The 18,143-nt window shown below is 37.7% G+C and carries 20 protein-coding genes; 6 read left to right on the top strand and 14 right to left on the bottom strand.

From position 1 onward, the window contains the following. Positions 1-20: 20 nt before the first annotated feature. From AC1M87_RS13230 to AC1M87_RS13215, 4 genes are all read right to left on the bottom strand, one after another. Complete coding sequence (locus tag AC1M87_RS13230) at positions 21-929, bottom strand: hypothetical protein (protein ID WP_481593957.1); 909 nt, start codon at positions 927-929, stop codon at positions 21-23. 174 nt (positions 930-1,103) lie between these two features. Next, the gene (locus AC1M87_RS13225) at positions 1,104-1,535 is read right to left on the bottom strand and encodes a CBS domain-containing protein (protein WP_035266567.1); all 432 of its coding nucleotides are present in this window, start codon (positions 1,533-1,535) and stop codon (positions 1,104-1,106) included. 87 nt (positions 1,536-1,622) lie between these two features. Next, positions 1,623-2,006, bottom strand: coding sequence for a DUF2750 domain-containing protein (locus AC1M87_RS13220; RefSeq protein ID WP_035266570.1), 384 nt, complete (start codon positions 2,004-2,006; stop codon positions 1,623-1,625). 139 nt (positions 2,007-2,145) lie between these two features. Beyond that, the gene (locus AC1M87_RS13215) at positions 2,146-2,379 is read right to left on the bottom strand and encodes an SEL1-like repeat protein (protein WP_035266572.1); all 234 of its coding nucleotides are present in this window, start codon (positions 2,377-2,379) and stop codon (positions 2,146-2,148) included. Between the two features lie 225 nt (positions 2,380-2,604). Here AC1M87_RS13215 and AC1M87_RS13210 point away from each other — a divergent pair, with 225 nt between their 5' ends. Together AC1M87_RS13210 and AC1M87_RS13205 are read left to right on the top strand one after the other, a co-directional pair. Further along, positions 2,605-2,964, top strand: a complete 360-nt coding sequence (locus AC1M87_RS13210) for a hypothetical protein (RefSeq protein WP_180028945.1) — start codon at positions 2,605-2,607, stop codon at positions 2,962-2,964. A gap of 106 nt (positions 2,965-3,070) precedes the next feature. Next, positions 3,071-3,391 carry a hypothetical protein gene (locus tag AC1M87_RS13205; protein ID WP_481593956.1) on the top strand — a complete coding sequence of 107 codons (321 nt, stop codon included), beginning with the start codon at positions 3,071-3,073 and terminating at the stop codon, positions 3,389-3,391. Here the strand turns inward: AC1M87_RS13205 and AC1M87_RS13200 are convergent. Both AC1M87_RS13200 and AC1M87_RS13195 read right to left on the bottom strand, forming a co-directional pair. Continuing rightward, complete coding sequence (locus AC1M87_RS13200) at positions 3,388-4,899, bottom strand: M16 family metallopeptidase (protein ID WP_481593955.1); 1,512 nt, start codon at positions 4,897-4,899, stop codon at positions 3,388-3,390. The genes AC1M87_RS13205 and AC1M87_RS13200 overlap by 4 nt on opposite strands. A gap of 7 nt (positions 4,900-4,906) precedes the next feature. After that, positions 4,907-6,211 (bottom strand): M16 family metallopeptidase, encoded by a 1,305-nt coding sequence (locus AC1M87_RS13195; RefSeq protein WP_481593969.1) that lies wholly within the window; start codon positions 6,209-6,211, stop codon positions 4,907-4,909. A gap of 255 nt (positions 6,212-6,466) precedes the next feature. On the opposite strand from AC1M87_RS13195, the gene ftsY reads away from it, so the two are divergent. From ftsY to AC1M87_RS13180, 3 genes are all read left to right on the top strand, one after another. Beyond that, positions 6,467-7,546 carry a signal recognition particle-docking protein FtsY gene (ftsY, locus tag AC1M87_RS13190; protein ID WP_035266635.1) on the top strand — a complete coding sequence of 360 codons (1,080 nt, stop codon included), beginning with the start codon at positions 6,467-6,469 and terminating at the stop codon, positions 7,544-7,546. A gap of 237 nt (positions 7,547-7,783) precedes the next feature. After that, positions 7,784-8,377 carry a nitroreductase family protein gene (locus AC1M87_RS13185; RefSeq protein ID WP_481593954.1) on the top strand — a complete coding sequence of 198 codons (594 nt, stop codon included), beginning with the start codon at positions 7,784-7,786 and terminating at the stop codon, positions 8,375-8,377. A gap of 113 nt (positions 8,378-8,490) precedes the next feature. Continuing rightward, the gene (locus AC1M87_RS13180; protein WP_481593953.1) at positions 8,491-9,132 is read left to right on the top strand and encodes a DUF2057 family protein; all 642 of its coding nucleotides are present in this window, start codon (positions 8,491-8,493) and stop codon (positions 9,130-9,132) included. A 59-nt stretch (positions 9,133-9,191) separates the two neighbouring features. On the opposite strand, the gene AC1M87_RS13175 is transcribed toward AC1M87_RS13180, so the two are convergent. The 8 genes from AC1M87_RS13175 to AC1M87_RS13140 all read right to left on the bottom strand — a co-directional run bounded on the left by AC1M87_RS13175 (position 9,192) and on the right by AC1M87_RS13140 (position 14,910). Beyond that, the gene (locus tag AC1M87_RS13175; RefSeq protein ID WP_092768427.1) at positions 9,192-9,488 is read right to left on the bottom strand and encodes a cyd operon YbgE family protein; all 297 of its coding nucleotides are present in this window, start codon (positions 9,486-9,488) and stop codon (positions 9,192-9,194) included. A gap of 1 nt (position 9,489) precedes the next feature. Then, complete coding sequence (gene cydX, locus AC1M87_RS13170; protein WP_035266590.1) at positions 9,490-9,591, bottom strand: cytochrome bd-I oxidase subunit CydX; 102 nt, start codon at positions 9,589-9,591, stop codon at positions 9,490-9,492. 26 nt (positions 9,592-9,617) lie between these two features. Next, a complete protein-coding gene (gene cydB / locus AC1M87_RS13165; RefSeq protein ID WP_481593952.1) occupies positions 9,618-10,763 on the bottom strand; it encodes a cytochrome d ubiquinol oxidase subunit II in 1,146 nt (381 codons plus the stop codon). A gap of 1 nt (position 10,764) precedes the next feature. Then, the gene (locus AC1M87_RS13160; RefSeq protein ID WP_035266593.1) at positions 10,765-12,345 is read right to left on the bottom strand and encodes a cytochrome ubiquinol oxidase subunit I; all 1,581 of its coding nucleotides are present in this window, start codon (positions 12,343-12,345) and stop codon (positions 10,765-10,767) included. Further along, positions 12,345-12,536, bottom strand: coding sequence for a cytochrome oxidase putative small subunit CydP (gene cydP, locus AC1M87_RS13155; protein WP_481593951.1), 192 nt, complete (start codon positions 12,534-12,536; stop codon positions 12,345-12,347). The genes AC1M87_RS13160 and cydP overlap by 1 nt, the downstream gene beginning before the upstream one ends. 412 nt (positions 12,537-12,948) lie before the next feature. Continuing rightward, a complete protein-coding gene (locus AC1M87_RS13150) occupies positions 12,949-13,563 on the bottom strand; it encodes an OB-fold-containig protein (protein WP_035266601.1) in 615 nt (204 codons plus the stop codon). Between the two features lie 17 nt (positions 13,564-13,580). Then, on the bottom strand, positions 13,581-13,889 hold the full coding sequence (locus AC1M87_RS13145; protein WP_171076765.1) for a Rieske (2Fe-2S) protein: 309 nt from the start codon (positions 13,887-13,889) through the stop codon (positions 13,581-13,583). Positions 13,890-13,905: 16 nt separating this feature from the next. After that, positions 13,906-14,910: an adenosine kinase gene (locus tag AC1M87_RS13140; RefSeq protein WP_481593950.1), complete on the bottom strand. Its 1,005-nt coding sequence runs from the start codon at positions 14,908-14,910 to the stop codon at positions 13,906-13,908. Between the two features lie 258 nt (positions 14,911-15,168). On the opposite strand from AC1M87_RS13140, the gene AC1M87_RS13135 reads away from it, so the two are divergent. Then, positions 15,169-18,108 carry an insulinase family protein gene (locus AC1M87_RS13135; RefSeq protein WP_481593949.1) on the top strand — a complete coding sequence of 980 codons (2,940 nt, stop codon included), beginning with the start codon at positions 15,169-15,171 and terminating at the stop codon, positions 18,106-18,108. Positions 18,109-18,143: the final 35 nt, after the last annotated feature.

Genomic DNA, 18,143 nt, shown 5'->3' with positions numbered 1-18,143 from the left:
GCTTAGGCTGGTTTTTTTAATTACATTTCTGGTGGTTCTTCATTCAAAGGCGTAAGAATATTTTCAAAGGAGGAAATTTCAATTGGAATGAGCGGCGTTTCGATTGAAAGATCTTGAGCAAGTGTTTCAGTCGCTTGTTGAGCTTGTTGAGCTTGTTGAGCTTGTTGAGCTTGTTGAGCTTGTTGAGCTTGTTGAGCTTGAACCATGGTTTTCATAATTTCATCAGCTGGTGCACTTAGTTCGTGTGCTTTTTTGCTGTCATATTTGGTGGCAAGTTCTTTTAAAATTGCGTAAGACAAATAACTCGTAAATGCTGGATTCTCAGATTTAGCCTTGGATGGAAGTAGAGAAACGCAAGCGGCATGAAATAAACCATGTTGTACGTATGTTGCATTGTATGCAGGATCTTTAGCTTTATCAGGATCACCTAAATAACCAATTTTGAAGCCAATTTCAGATGCAGCACAGGCATTGGTCACTTCAGAAGAGGGATTGCGATAGTCAGCATTTTTTTTGAAATATAGCACTTCTGCGATCGACATCATTTCATCTTGAATTTCTTTGAGTCGGCCATCTAAGTTTGGGACTGCAAAATAATTTTTTAACTTAAATAGTGTTACAGTGCCTTCGAGCCATTTTTGGGGTTGTTCTGTATAATTCAAATTTGTATAACAGGCAGAAGTTTGCAGGGCGGCTTCAACAAATTCTTTGTTTTTTCTTGGATTTTTCATATCTTGATCAGCCCCTAAATATCCCATTTTGTAGGCTTTTTCATAGTTATTACATGCAGGCGTGATAAGTGTCTTTTTTTGATATGTTTTTGCTTTTTTTAGCAGCTCTATTTGATTCTTTATCGTTGGTTCAAGTTCAGATGCATAAGTGGAAGCAGTTACAAATAAAGCGGTGTAACACAATAACTTTTTATACATCATCAGTCCTTAGGCAAAAAATTCCATAATGTAATGACTTTACTGATGCTGTTTAAATAGTTCAATGACTAAATAAAAGAAAATCATTGTAAAAGATGACCAATTTCAATCTATTGTTCAAAATTGAGATCATGATGGAATTATCAAAAAAGCCCCCGAGATGGGAGCTTAGCTTTATCCTGAAATATACTGTTGAAGTTGTTCGATCAACACTTTTTGGTCTTCCATCGCGGCTTTAACTAAGTCACCAATAGATACAATTCCGACGAGTCTATCGTCTTCTAATACTGGCAGATGGCGAATATGACGTTCTGTCATTAAATCTAAACACTCATCTACGGTGTTGCTTTTACTTACAGATAAAACCGTACCAGTCATAATTTCTGAGACTGTAGTTAAGTCAGATGTACGTTGCATAAGTGCAATTTTACGCGTGTAATCCCGTTCAGATAAAATTCCAACAAGTCTTTCATCCTGTACGACAACAACGGCACCAATACCTTTTGTTGCCATTAATGTGATTGCTTCTAAAACCGTAGCATCAGGTGTGATGGTAGAGATTTCTGAATTGTTTTTATTTTGTAGGACTTGAGCTACTGTTGTCATAAAGTTTCCTCTTGTTGGTTATTCGTCCATGCATAAGTTAATAACTGAAATCTAAAATCTTTACAATCGTTTTAGTGGAATTTTCTGCTAAATAGAAGGGCTTAAATGATTCTGAAAAAATAGCATCTGCATGTGTGGAATAGTGAGCTTAAAGTGGCGATCTCGATGATTGCACAGGGCAGGTGTGACTTTTAATCGCGTTAGGGTTGGGAGTAGTGAATTTTTAAAATCATCAGGCGTTATTTTTCGAGGCTGATAGTGCGGCCAGTGAATTTTTGCATAATGTAAAGCCTGCACTGAATTGAGCCAGAAGGGGAATATGTATTCTTGATTGATTGATCGGATGGCCCAACCTTGATGTTCTGGATTGTACAGTCCCCACAGTACTCCACAATACATCATGGTTTTAAGGATATTAACTTTGAGTAAAAAATGCTTTGAATTTGGTTGCAACTGTACAAAGGTGTTCATGATCGTTCAATGATTCAATACCAATGATGATAAGTTCAGTCTAATGTTTTTTTCTTAAAGTTTAGTTGCATTAATTTAAAGTTTGGTAAGCAAATATGTAATGAAAAAGCTAAAAAAACGCCACGAATGTGACGTTTATTTATGCTTGCATTGTGGCCATGTTTTGCCAATACTGTGCTTTCAAAGAATCACGTTCTACACGGAAACCTTGAAGATAGAGTTCAGCTAGAAACATCGCTGCTTTACCGTGACCCGCACGTGCTGCATTCTCAAGTTCTGAAACTGCGTCTGTAAAATTCATTTCAAATTGAATGGTATTTACAGCATTCGAATACATATGTTCGAGGTCTTGTTGAGAGAATTGTTTAATCATATAAAACTCCTTATTCTAATTATGATTAGTACTACAGTTATAAAGACCTAAATTAGGTCAAAATGGAATATAACAAAGTAATATTAAACTAATATTACAATTTGCGTTAATTGTCAAATAAATTTTCAAGATAAATCTTTTAAAAAATACTTACATGATTAAACTTTAATCATTTTATATTGGGTTTATGATAAAACTGTAAATAACTATAAAGGAGAATGACTTATGACTAATACCATTGATGGTTTCACATTTGGCAATCCACCAGAGCCATCCGATATTATTGCGCTTGCACATCATCATAAAAAACAACTTAATGAAGCAATTTTTCATCAAGAAATCCATTTAGGTCACTACTGTTTAGAGCAGCGTAAACGTGTGCATGATTACACGCAGACGCTTGATCCTGCAGCGAAAGCTGAATTTTATCGCTACTATGACGGCGAATTAAAACGTATCGCCGTCATTGACGAAGAACACCCTGATGATGCTGAAGGTGGTTTAAGTGTTTTCACTATTTTTATCGTACTCGCGGTGATCGCTGCTATCTTATATTTTGGTGTTGTGCAGAATGTAGTTTCTTAAAGGTGAATAAGCGCCATTGTTAGCATAATGGTTCTTGCTAAATTCAACGTTAACACTATATTTTTAAAGCATCTCGGATTACACTTAAGCTAATCCGAGGTTGTACATGCTCCATTTAAAAAAAATTTCGTCTGATCTTTTCTCACAATTAAATATTGAGCAGATTCAAAATGCTTTCATCATAGGCATTGTACTTTTTATTCTTATTGTCTCTAGTATTGCACTGAATCGTCCAATTAATTCAGCCCACTTTGAACAAGTTCAAGCGCTCGCGGCTCAAAATCGTTTAGAGCGAACGCATGAAATGGCAAATTTGTTACTTGCAAAACCTAAGATTAAAAATATTGAATTTTATCGTTTGCTGAATGCTTATCATATCGAGAATGCTCATATAAAAATTTATCCAGCGATTGAAAAGTTGGATTAGTTTTCAATCTTATTCAGATTGAGCCCAAGATTTTGATTCAGTATTTCTTCGATCTCCTTGGCAGTGACACGGTCAGAGACAGCAATAACAGTCATTTGATCGGGGTGTAAATGTTTTTGTATTGCATTTTGAATATCTTGGCGAGTTAATTTTCGAATCTGCTCCTGATACTCATTTAGATAATTGGAATTAAGTCCGTAAAAACCAATTGATGCGATTTGGGCATTAATATTTGCATTGCTATTTAAGGTCATTGGAAAAGACCGAAGAATACTTTCTTTATTTTCTTTAAGCAAAGAGTCAGTAATTGGCTGTTTTTTGAAGTCAATGAATACTCGATGTGCGAGCTTTAAGCTTTCGAGCAATTGGTCTTGTTGTGTCGCATATCCAAAACTAAAAACGCCAGGTACCTGTGGTGTAGTCAGCGTACTCGATGCGCTATAGGTGAGTCCTCGTTTAACTCGTAACTCTTTTGATAAGATTGAATTAAAACTCCCACCACCAAACATTCTGTTGGCAACTTCCAAAGCGGCACGGTCTGGATGTGCTCGTTCTAAAGATAAATGACCCAATAATGCATGTGCTTGTAGGCTTTCGCGTTTTAGTACTGAAATTTTAAAACCTGATTCACTGACGGGAGTTGGAAGGTCGGGCTGCTTTTGCCCTTGCGGTAAATTGATACTGATCAGTTCCGAGATCTGTTGAGCTTGATCTTGAGTGAGTTGTCCTGTGATTGCTATATTGGAATTTTGAGCGACAAGCAATCGATCTCTAAATTCTTTGAGTAATTCAGGCGTAATGTTTTTTAAACTACCGACTGTCCCAGCTGTTGGTTGAGTATATGGATGATCTCCATACAGCATACGGTACAGTTGTATTGACATTAGTCTGGATGGATTCTCTTGAAGTTGTTTTTGCCCAATTTGAGTATTACTGAGCGCGAGATTAATGCCTGATTGTTTAAAGGTAGCATGCTTGATTAAATGCAGTAGTAAGTTCAGTGCAGGGTCAAATTTTTCAGGATCATTTAATACTCTTAGTCGAACAACAAACATATCACGATAGGCGTTGAAAGAATATTTGGCGCCTAATCCCTCAAATGTGGTGGTAATCTGTTTGGCACTGAGCTGATCTGTTCCTTCAAGCATAAGGCGAGCTGCCATATTGGATATACCGTAAAGTCCTTGACCAATGACTTCATCTCGTGCAGAACCAGCATTGAATGTAATTTGAATGTCGACCATTGGCAGATCATTCGTTTCGACAAATAAGGTTCGTACATTTAAAGAGTTTGTAAGTTCTTGAACAAAAGGCGCTTTATAATTTTGGGAAGATTTTGTGATTTCTTTTAAGCTTAACAAGTTTTTAATCGAGCTTAGACCACTGGGATCGTCTTCAATGATCTGTTCAATTGGTTCCGCTTCTATAAGTTCCTCCGCATGCGACAGTGAACTCAACATGGCACTAAACAACACACTCGTTAAAAATAGAGAAGACAAATAATTCATAAAACGCCTAGTTGTTGTTTTTCTGTTCAGGATAAAGATGTAAAACGCTCAAATTGTCACGATTAAAATAAATATTGGCAATGCGTTGTAAATCATGCGGTGTGACTTTATCGAAGTAATCAGGGAGTTGATCAATCATGCGATAGTCTAGATCATTGATGCTGAGCAAACCAATGAGTCGAGCTTGCCCAATAATATCATCTTGGCTATACACTAAATTGGAAACGAAATTCGCCTTGACCCGATTGAGTTCTTTTTCATTGATCAATTCTGATTTGAATAAATCAAGTTCCCGCTGTATGCGTTTTTGCGCTTGCTCAAGACTAATACCTTCAGCTGGTATGGCAGAGATTAAAAATAGGCTATCCCCACGATTATATGGATCATAACTCACATTAATTGAGGTCAGAATTCGCTTATCTCGGATCAGTCTCTCTTGTAGGCGTGCTGAAATTCCGCCGTCCAATAGATTTTGAATAATGGTTAAAGCGTAGGCGTCTTGAGGGTTTTTTGCTGTTTTAATGGAATTGACATTCCAAGACATAAACAAGTTGGGTACATGTACAGCCTGATATTGCTCCATGAAGCGATATCCAATTCTTGAAAATTCAAGCACATCATTTCGTTCAGGAACGGATTTTTTTGGAATCTTATTAAAATATTTTTTGACTTCTCGAATGGTTTGTTCAGGATCTACATCCCCAATAATGACTAATGTTGCATTATTCGGCGCGTACCAAGTTTCGTACCATTGTTTTAAATCATTCAATTGAATGTTATTCAGATTTTTCATTAAGCCAATCACTGGTTGGCGATAGTGACTGGTCGGGTACGCAATCCATTTAAATCTTTCAAAAGCAAGGTTTCGAGGATTATCCTCTGTTCGTTGCCGTCGTTCAGCCATCACGACTTTAATTTCGGGTTCGAAATCTTCTTGGCGCAGAACTAAATTTTGCATTCGATCAGCTTCTAACTCTAATGCCAGTGGAAGATATTTTTTAGGATAGAATTGATAGTAATTGGTGTAATTTGTGGATGTGAATGCATTGACACTACCACCATAAATTCGACTAAGGCGTGTAAATTCATCATTCGGTACTTTTTTAGTGCCTTTGAACATCATATGTTCTAGGACGTGTGAAATGCCGAGTAAATTCCCTGACTCGTCACTACTGCCGACGGCATACCAGATTTGGCTAATTACTACAGGTGCGCGATGATCTTCTCTAACAATGACTCTTAAACCATTGTCCAGTGTTGTTTCGACGGTATTTCGAGAGAGTTGAGCAGTTTGTTGATTTGCAAATGTCATTATCGGTGCTGATGTAATCGCAGCAATGATGATTGTCTGTTTGAAAATGAGTTGCAGAGAGAATTTGAGCCGGCTGAGAGACACAATTAATCCGAATAATGACTTTAAAATTATTCTTGATGATGTCGTATATTTATTCAAGATTGAACTGTTGCAATTTGGTTGATCGTTTTAAAAGTAATTGCAGATCGTGAATTTAAAGCAATCTATGCTAAACTCCATTCTTTTAATCGCAATGCTTTTCAAGGAATCGGCATGCAAGAACAGCAAAATAAATTCTTGATTGATGCGGATATTGGTGATGACGATGTCACCTTACCGAGCCTCCCGGCCGTTAATGTGCCTATTATCGAAAACAATGAAGTAGAAAAGCTGGAAACGGTGCCGGCCGTTGAAGAAACAAAACCGAAAGGTGGTTTCTTCAGTCGTATGAAAGAAGGCTTATCAAAATCTCGTAAAAATTTAGCTGATGGAATGATGAATATTCTAGTCGGTGGTAAAGAGATTGATGATGAGCTGCTCGAAGAAGTTGAAGAGCAATTATTGGTCGCAGATATTGGGGTAGAGGCGACGAAAACAATTATTGCCAATTTGACTGAAAGAACTGCGCGTGGCGATTTGATCTACTCTCATTCTCTCTATAAAGCTCTTCAAGAAGAATTAGTTGCTTTATTAGCACCACGTGTCAAACCGTTACATATCGATCCGAATAAAAATCCCTATGTGATTTTGGTTGTAGGTGTAAATGGTGTAGGTAAGACAACCACGATTGGTAAACTCGCAAAACGATTGCAAGGTGAAGGTAAAAAAGTCATGCTCGCGGCAGGCGATACTTTCCGTGCTGCGGCGACTGAACAGCTACAAATTTGGGGTGAACGTAACGATATTCATGTCGTTGCACAAGGTCATGGTGCAGATAGTGCTTCTGTAATTTTTGATGCTTTTGAAAGTGCACGAGCGAAAGGGATCGATGTATTGATTGCAGATACCGCAGGGCGTTTGCATAACAAAGGTCACTTGATGGAAGAGCTCAAAAAAGTAAAACGTGTTATGCAGAAAATTGATGCGACTGCACCGCACGAAGTGATGCTTGTTGTGGATGCTGGCACAGGACAGAACGCGATTAACCAAGTTGAAATGTTTGATGAAGCTGTAGGTTTAACGGGTCTAACTATTACCAAATTGGATGGTACGGCAAAGGGTGGTGTGCTATTTAACATTGCGAGCCGTACACATGTGCCAATCCGATTTATTGGTGTAGGTGAAAAGATTGATGATTTGAGACCTTTCTCAGCAAAATCATTTGTCGCTGCATTATTTGATAACGAAAAATAATCATTCTTGGGTTAATTTAAAAAGCTCCATATACGGAGCTTTTTTTATAAATATTTAAAATTCATAAAGTTAATCAAATATGAGAAAGCCGAATCTTTTGACTCAATACATTAAATACGCAATTTGTTCCAAAAATAGAACACTTTGTTATAAAGATAAGGCTGAAAAGGTTTCGTAATATGAATAAGATAGCATCATCGTTAGCACACAATGAATGTTAAAAATAAGGAATAAGTTATGTCTTTTCTAAATCAAATTAAAAATCGCCGTACCATCTATTCAATTGGTAAGAATGTTTCTTTAGACAATACTCAGATTGGAGAAACCATTAAAGAAGCGGTACGTCAAAGTCCATCGTCATTTAACTCACAGACATCACGTGTTGTAACACTTTTTGGTGAGTCACATGACAAATTTTGGAATATCGTTTTAGAAACTTTACGTAAAATTGTTCCTGCAGAAGCATTTGAGGGAACTCAAAATAAGATCAATAGCTTTAAAGCGGGTCATGCAACTGTATTGTTTTATGAAGATCAAGATACGGTGAAAGGTTTACAAGAGCAATTCCCACTTTATGCTGAGAATTTCCCAATCTGGTCTGAACATTCAACAGCTATTGCTCAATTTGCGGTTTGGACTGCATTGTCAGAAAAAAATATTGGAGCATCATTACAACATTACAATCCAATTGTGGATGAAGAAGTGTCTTCAACATTTGAAATTCCAGCTTCTTGGAAACTTCGTGCTCAGCTTGTGCTCGGTTCAATCGAAGCGCCCGCTGGAGATAAAACGTTTATTGATGACGAGATTCGTTTTAAAACTTTTAATTAATCCAAATCATATAAAGGCACTTCGGTGCCTTTTTTTATGACGAGTTCTGTCATTAAATTGTCATCGCTTGGTAGCATAGTAGTCATATCTAACAATCTAATATTGAGTTATTTATGAAATTAAAAATTGCGTCTGCATTGATATTTACGGGTTTGAGCAGTCAAATTTTTGCAGGGGCGACCTTGGTGGTTCCAGAGGAACTGGTCGTAATTTCAGTGAATAATCAAGAGGTTAAATCAGGACTATTTAAATCAAAAAAACAATACCAAATTGATGTGAATCAACCTTTGGTGAATGTTCGATATAATCAATACTTTGAACTACCTTTAAATAATCATGAGATCGTAAAGTCGGATATTCTTACTTTGAAATTGCCAACCCTAGAGGATAATAAGTCATACAAATTGGATTTAATTCATCCACCACGAGATTTGGACCAAGCAAAAACATTCGCCAAAAATCCTCAATTGGCAATTTATAATCAAAATAATCAACTCATTTCAAATAATCTGATTGTTCAAATGACCTCGCAAAGTTTGCTAGGCGGTACGATCAATCAGATATTGCATAATGAGCCACAAGCTAGCCCAATGATCAAGTCAAGTTCATCATCAATAAATACTCAAACAGTGGAACAAGCTGACATTAAAAATACAAATTCAAATACTCATGTTGGTCAGACGTTGATTGAAGTATGGAAAAATTCTTCAAAGCAGGAACGTCAAAAATTTATGACTTGGCTTGCAACGCAATAAAACATTTAATATTTCATAAACAGATATAAAAAAGCCCTCATAGAGGGCTTTTTTATAAATTAAGTGAACAGCCAAGTATAGTAACCATAAATCATCAATGGCCATGCTACAAATGGACTAAATAAATACTTCCATATCCAATAACGTGGTATAAACCCTACGCCATGGATAAATCCACCAGATATTCCAATCATAATCAGCATCATGGCACGATGACTGTAATTACCACTTGCATCCAACATCAGACTTGGGTGGATGAGTAATATGGTAGCGAGAGGCAATGCCATCAGAAATGAAATGATCATTGCGAATGAGTATTTACGTTTTTCAGAATTTGACATTGCAAGCTCACTCATTTCATTCACCATCTAAGTCTTGATGTTGTTCCATGTAAATGGCTGCAAGTACACTCGCGAAACATGCCATCAACACACCTAGTATCCATGCGAAGTACCACATAATTATCTCCTAACAGTGATTCGGTTTTAATACAGACTATGCGTGTGGTCTTGAATATGTTTCTTGGTGATCACACCCCACATTTTGTAGTAACACCAAGTGGTGTATGCCAAGATCAGCGGAACAAAAATACACGCAGCAACAGTCATTACTGAAAGCGTCATTTGGCTAGATACTGCATCCCACATCGTCAAGCTAATGTTTGGATGAATACTAGATGGCATCAGGAATGGGAATAGGGCAAAACCAGCAGTGAGAATTGTGCCAATCACAGCGAACGATGTACCCAGAAAACTAAGTCCCGCTTTATTTTTAGACGATGCTAAAACCACAATTATTCCTCCGATAATCGCCATTACCGGTGCCAATATTGTGATTGGATAAATAGAATAATTGTTCATCCAGCCATGATTGGCATTAGTGAGTACTTCTTTAGCAAGTGGATTAGCAACACCATTCGTATCATAAGGTGTTACAAGCGTGTAGCCTTCGATATTGCCGAAATACAACCATGCACCAGCACCGAGAAAACAGATGAGAAAAAGAATACTCATATATCGTGTAGCTTGAGCAGAGCGTGTTCTTAATGCACCTTCAGTGCGTAGCATTAACCATGCACCACCATGCGCAGCAAGCATCGTCAAACTGACCAATCCACAGACCAAGGCAAATGGATTTAAAAGTGCAAAGAAGCTTCCTGTGTAAGTTGAACGAACAGTTTCATCAAGTGTAAAGGGGATGCCAAGGAACATATTGCCAAATGCAACACCAAAAACGAGTGCTGGTACTGCGCCGCCAATACATAAGCCCCAATCCCAAGCATTACGCCATTTAGTATTTTCGAGCTTAGAGCGATAGTCAAAACCAACAGGTCTAAGGAATAAAGCAAATAATACGAGTAACAGCGCCCAGTACATACCCGAGAAAGCTGTTGCATATACCATTGGCCAAGCTGCGAAAAGTGCACCACCCGCCGTAATAAACCAAACTTGGTTTCCATCCCAATGTGGTGCAATCGTGTTGATAGCAGCACGACGCTCTTCATCATCTTTACCGACGAACGGCATCAGTGCCATAGAGCCCATATCAAATCCATCAGTCAAAGCAAACCCAATAAGGAGGACGCCGACCAATACCCACCAAATGATTTTGAGAAGTTCATATTCAATCATGTTAAATCTCCTCAGTTGACTTATTGGCTGCTGCTAGTTTTTCGAAATGATACTTTCCAGTATGTAAAGAGCTTGGTCCTAGTCTTGAGAATTTGATCATTAAATACATTTCTATGATGAGCAGCACTGTATAGAAAGCAGCAAGTGCTAAAATTGAACCCCATACATCCGCTGAACTAATACTTGATGCAGATAGGTGAGTTGGTAAAACTTCACCAATAGTCCATGGTTGACGACCAACTTCAGCAACGTACCAACCTGTTTGAGCTGCAATCCATGGAAGTGGAAGGGCGATCAGTGCAAACTTGAGCAACCAGGTTTTATTTTCAGCATTACGTTTCATGACAGCGTACGTTGCAAGAATGAACAACAAGAGCATCAAGAAACCTGACGCCACCATCGCTCTAAATGCCCAAAATAAACTTGGAACATGAGGGATAGTATCTAAAGCTGCAGATTTAATTTGTTGTTCAGTAGCATCAACCACAGTTGGTGTGTATTTCTTCAACAATAAACCATAACCCAAATCTTTTTGAGTCTCGTCAAATGCAGCTTTGAGTTCTGGTGATTGATCTCCAGCACGAAGTTGTTCAAGCTGTGCGTAAGCGACCATACCATTACGGATACGTTGCTCATGTTGTGCGATTAAATCTTTGATCCCTGTGACTTGTTCAGTTGTAGAGCGAGTCGCGATTAAACCCATGACATATGGAATTTTCACAGCATAGTCTGTTGTTTGCGTCTCGGGATTGGGGATACCAAATAATGTGAATGCAGCTGGTGCTGGATGTGTATCCCATTCTGCTTCAATTGCAGCGAGTTTGGTTTTCTGAACATCACCTAATTCATATCCTGATTCATCACCCAGTAAAATTACGGATAATGTCGAAGCAAGACCGAAAATAGCAGCAATGGCAAATGAACGACGGGCAAAGGCCAAATCACGTTTTTTAAGTAGGTAATAACTTGATATTGCCAATACAAAAATTGCACCAGTCACATAACCCGCAGAAACAGTATGGACAAATTTAACTTGTGCCACTGGGTTAAATATTAGTGCGGCAAAATCTACCAGCTCCATTCGCATGGTTTCATAGTTAAATGCGGCCCCGACAGGGTTTTGCATCCAACCATTTGCAACCAAGATCCAAAGTGCTGACATATTAGAGCCTAAAGCCACTAACCATGTCACACATAAATGTTGGACTTTAGAAAGACGTTCCCAGCCGAAAAAGAATAAACCAATAAAAGTAGATTCTAAAAAGAAGGCCATTAATCCTTCGATTGCTAATGGCGCACCGAAAATGTCACCTACATAATGTGAGTAGTAAGCCCAGTTTGTACCAAACTGGAATTCCATCGTTAGTCCAGTGGTTACCCCTAAAGCAAAGTTGATCCCGAATAACTTACCCCAAAACTTGGTCATGTCTCGGTAAATCTCTTTACCTGTAATGACATAGGTGGTTTCCATGATGGCAAGGATAAATGCCAAACCTAGAGTGAGGGGTACAAATATAAAGTGATACATTGCGGTCATTGCAAATTGAAACCGCGATAGATCGACCACGCTTTCAGAAATCATCAACGTGTCTCCTTCATTTTAAGTTCGCTGCCCGTAATTCGTTCAGCGACTTGATGGTCAAAGTTTTTGGGAATGGTAGGTGTATCAAACCAGATATTTTTAATCACGATAAGAATGATTACTTTGATAATAAGAATCAAAGTAATCTCTTTGATTAAATTTTTATTTAAACTTGAAGGTTTAATCATCATATTTAAATGCATTATTTAAATCTATTCTTAATATTATTATCTTTTTTTTATTTAAAATAAACACTTCATAGTCATAAATATTTTTAATATAAAAAATATAATAAAAACAGTTATTTATAATTTATATTTTTAATAAAATTAAATCTAACTAAAATGGTTATATTTAAAAATAAAATAGACTAAATTACTTGGTATTAATATTTTAATTCCAACTAAAATAATATGATTTTTGTTTTAAAGCTTATTAAATTGGTTGGTTTTAAATCTGATTAAAATGGTTGGTTATAAGGATTTTATTAATTTTTATATAATCGTTGAGTTGGTTGGATTTAAATTTAATAGGCGTCACAAAACACCTTGAATGAACTATTTTCAAATCAAATGCATATAATTGAAGTGGGGTAATAGCTAATTAATGCTGATCAACATTGAAAAGTTGATTTGTTTTTGCAATTTTTTTAGCAATAAAATGAGATCTTTTTGCACGGATCAGGAGGATTTGAGATTGAAATTCAAGTTCCCCAAACTCTGGTTCAACTTGTACATAATGTAATTGACCGAATTCATCGCGAACGCGTGCTTGAGCAGAGAAGCCAGGTCGTGCATTACCACTGGAAACAGTTGCTAGTCGACCAAGCAAATTTGAGTGCTCGGATTTGTACTTGGGTTTGATCACTTGATCCAAACAATGAATCATAAATACCGTAAAGAAGATTGCGATAATTAAAGCGGGTAATAAAACATAGTACCAAGCTAGAAAGGTTTTCTGGCTTGCAAATACAATGAGCTGAAGAAAATATCCAGCAAAACTAAAATTGATCAGAAAAAAAACAAGAATGAGAACTTTGGAAAATTTAACTTGAAGCAAAGGAAGGCGAATAAGCCAATAAGGTGTTAATTTTTTTATAAATTGACTAGGTCTTAAGCCAACAAAATAGCCTAAGGTTTCAGCCATGCTGAGCATTAGCAATGCAAACACGCACATATGAAATGGCATTAAATCAATTTCCATTAAAAATGCCAGCATGTCATTCACCTCATGACTTAAGATTCTAAGTAAATTCCACCATCAGAATGAACTTTAATCTCGACTTTTTCTAAAGATTCACCTTGGCATGGGCCTGAAATGCACACACCAGTTTCTACATCAAATAAAGCACCATGAGTAGAGCATTCAATGAACTCTTGATCACGATCTAAGAATTGATTTTCAAGAAACTCGAGCTCAACTTGCAAATGTGGGCATACATTTTGATACGCATAGAAGCAACCATCTCGTTGCGTAATGAAAATGTTGTCACCATTTTCAGTTTCAAAAGATCGAGATTCTCTTTCAGGAATGTCTTCAGTCATGCAAATTTTATTCATTTTATGCGACTTCTATTTGAAATTCTTTAAGAAGTTTAGCGTAATCAGCTACGTCTAAACGTGGACCAAATTGAGCAACCACTTGGCTTGAGATTAAAATAGCCAATTCAGTCGCTGTTTGTAAATCTTTACCAGCATTTAATGCATATAAAAATGCACCAGAGAAAGCATCACCAGCACCGTTCGTGTCTAAAGCAACAACTTTACGTCCTTTCACTTGAAGTTCAGTTGATTCCGTTGCTACAAGAGCGCCGTCTGCGCCAAGCGTAATAATGACGGTAGAGCTTAATTTTTTAAGTGCAGCAAGAGCATTTTGTAAGTCATCAGTTTGTGTATACATCAATGCTTCTTGTTCATTACAGAATAGAACATCTACACCATCATCTAATAATTCGTCCAAGCCTGTACGCGCGTACTGCACCATAGCAGGATCAGAGAGCGTTAACGCAATTTTAACATTATTTGCTTTCGCAATTGCACGCGCTTGCTTCACGGCAGCTCGTGCCGTATCACTCGTAGAAAGGTAACCCTCTATATATAACCATTTAGCGGTTTTTAGCGCTTCAAAATCAATTTGCTCATTACTGAGTTCAGCTGTAATACCTAAGAAAGTATGCATGGTACGTTCTGAATCAGGACTGACCAAAACCATGCAAGTCCCAGTTACGCCTTCACTGATCGAACGTTCAGAGGTTTGTATTCCTGCATCATTTAGACCTTTTAAGTACAACGCTCCAAGATCATCATTCCCGACACGGCATCCATAAAACGCTTGACCACCTAAGGCACTAAAAGCCACTGTTGAGTTAGCTGCAGATCCCCCAGAGGCTTGACCTTTATATTCTTGAGAATTTTTTAAGTTTTGAAATAGACGGGCTTGAGTTTCCCCATCTGTAAGCTGCATAGTACCTTTTTGCAAATTTTGCTCTAAAAGAAATTCATCAGATACTTTGAATTCTTGGTCAATGAGGGCATTGCCAATCGCAAAAAGGTCAACTTTAGCCATGTCTAAATTCACATCACGAAAAAAGAAAACGATTTTACACCAATGCGATTGAATTCAGTAGCGTATAGCTTGATTTTCAAGCTTTAACCCACATTTAATCGAAATGAATCATTTAATTCAGATATAGTTTTATTGATTTAGTTTTAATCTGACTATTTTACTCGGAAAATAGTTGGAGTTTGTTGTATAAATGATGAATTGTATTGAACTATCAGTATAATGATCTTTGTTAAAATTTATGTAAATTAAGGAGCACACATGACCGTAGATGTTACTGAAACCATTCAAAACACCGTTCATCCCGCGTTTCAGTTGGTACGTCAACATCATGTAGCCGCACTCGATATATTAGTTTCAGAATACCGTCATAAAGAAACTGACGCTGTGCATTTTCATCTAGCAACTGAACATGATGAAAATGTTTTTTTAGTTGCTTTCCGTACACAACCGATGGATTCAAAAGGCGAAGCACACATTCTTGAGCATACTGCATTATGTGGTTCTGAAAAATTTCCTGTACGTGATCCATTCTTTTTAATGATCCGTCGTTCTCTAAATACGTTTATGAACGCATTTACAGCTGCCGATTGGACAGCTTATCCATTTGCGACACAGAATAAAAAAGATTTCCAAAACTTACTTTCCGTCTATTTGGATGCAGCATTTGCAGCCAATTTAAACCCTTTGGATTTCGCTCAAGAAGGTATCCGAATTGAGTTGGAAAATGGTGAGCCTGTTTACAAGGGTGTGGTTTTTAATGAAATGAAAGGTGCAATGAGTTCGCCTTCAGATCAGTTATATCACCAACTTGCTCATCATTTATTCCCTAAAACGACTTACCACTATAATTCAGGTGGTGATCCTAAGGATATTCCTGATTTAACTTACGAAGAGTTAGTCAGTTTCTATAAGTCACATTATCATCCAAGTAACGCTATTTTCATGACTTTTGGTAATCAATCTGCCTATGAGTTACAAGAGCAGTTTGAAACTTTAGCGTTATCTAAGTTTAAGAAAGGTCAAACCTTATATTCGACACCAGAAGAGCGTCTAGAAGCACCTATTGAGGTGACAGAGACTTACGCGGTAGATGCTGAAGATTTGAAAGATAAAACCTACCATGTACTGGCATGGTTACTTCCTGAATCTAGTGATATTCAACTTCGTTTAGGCTTACGTTTGGCTGAAGGGATCTTATTGGAAGATTCTGCTTCACCATTACGTCACTATTTAGAAACGTGTGGTTATGCTCAATCTACAGGACCAATTTTAGGTCTTGATGATTCTAACTATGAAATGACTTTCTACTGTGGTATTCAAGGTTCAAATCCTGAACATGCAGAAACATTCAAAAACGGTGTGTTGAATGTGCTGAACGAGGTTGCCTCGAAGCCTGTAGATCAGTCATTGGTTGATGCGATTTTGCATCAAATTGAATTACACCAACGAGAAATTGGTGGAGATGGCACGCCTTATGGTCTAAGCCTCATCCTCAATGGTTTAAGCAGTGCAATTCATCATAATGATCCAATACATGTTTGGGACGTAGATTCGACCATTGAGCAAGTGAAAGAGCAGTTGAAAGACCCGATGTGGTTGCCTAATCTGATCAAGACCCATTTGATTGATAATCCGCATCGTGTACAGATGACGCTTGTACCAGATGCGAATAAGTCGAAATTAGAGGCTGAAGCAGAAAAACAGCGTTTAGCTGATATAGGCGCACGCTTAACAGATGATGAAAAAGCGGAAATTGTACGCCAGACTGAGGCATTAAATGAAAGACAGGCAACTCCTGATAACTTAGATTTATTGCCGAAAGTTGGTTTAGACGATATTCCTGCCGAACTTCCAGTCGTTCAAGGTCAATTGAGAGAAATCATTTCTAATAACTTAGATACACCCTTGAACTTATACCATGCTGGTACTAACGGAATTTATTATCAACAAGTGATTATTCAAATTCCTGATCAAGTCGTGAAATCACCTTACTTTAACTTACTCTCCGTGCTCATGGGGGAGGTTGGTGCAGGTCAATATAATTATTTAGAATTACAGCAATTACAAACAGCGGTAAGTGGTGGCCTTGGTATGGGGGCATCTCTACGTAGTAAAGTTGATGATAAAGGTAAAATTAGCGCATTTTTAACGCTGACAACCAAATCGCTTGCCCACAAACTAGATACGATTCAATTGTTAAAACTGGCATTTGAGAAACTGCGTTTTGATGAAAAGGACCGTATTATTGAACTTTTACAACAGCGTAAGACGCGTTGGGCATCCCGTTTGTCTGGTTCTGGACATAGCTATGCCATGCAGATTGCTTCTCGTAATATGAGTGCATTGGCATTGCGTTATTATAATAATACCGGCTTAGGTGCGCTTAATTGGCTGAGCGAGCTTGTTCAAAGCATTGAAACAGATGAACAAGCATATGCGAACCTCATTCAAGAGTTGCAAAATATTCACCGTTTGTTGTTACTCGCGCCTAAACAGTTCCTACTGGTCTGTGAAGAGCAACAGTCTGAACGTTTAATTGAAGAAATTCAAAATGTTTGGGATAAACTTGAAGTGAAGCGTGAGCCAGTGCGTCTTGCTGAAGTTAATTTTGAACAAACGCAAAATGACGAAGCATGGCTGATTCAATCCAATGTCCAATTCTGTGCTTCTGCTTATCCAGCAGTTGAAGTTTCTCATCCGGATGCAGCACCGTTAATGGTGCTTGCGGGTTATCTACGTAATGGTTTCCTACATAGTGCAATCCGTGAAAAAGGAGGCGCTTATGGTGGTGGTGCAAGCTATGATGGCAATGCTTGTGCATTTAGATTCTATAGTTATCGTGATCCACGTTTAGCAGAAACTTTCCAAGATTTTGAAGCAAGTATTGATTGGTTATTGAATACTGAACAAAAACCACACCAACTTGAAGAGGCGATTCTTGGTCTTGTATCGAGCATGGATAAGCCTGGTTCTCCAGCAGGTGAAGCAATTACTGCATGTTATGCATTATTGCATGGACGTACGCCTCAATTCAGAAAAACTTTACGAGAGCGTTTGCTCAATGTAACGTTAGATGATCTAAAGCGTGTAGCAGAAACGTATTTAGTGAATCAAAAACCAACGAAGGCTGTTGTAGCACCAATGGCTAAAAAAGAGCAACTTGAAGAACTTGGGTTTTCAATAAAACAAGTGAATTAAAATTAAAAATGGGGCTTAGCCAATGCGAAATAGAA

The sequence above is a fragment of the Acinetobacter sp. 24-47-62 genome (assembly GCF_056779765.1).
The sequence above is the reverse complement of the archived record's forward strand: the minus strand, read 5'-3'. Positions and strand labels throughout refer to the sequence as shown.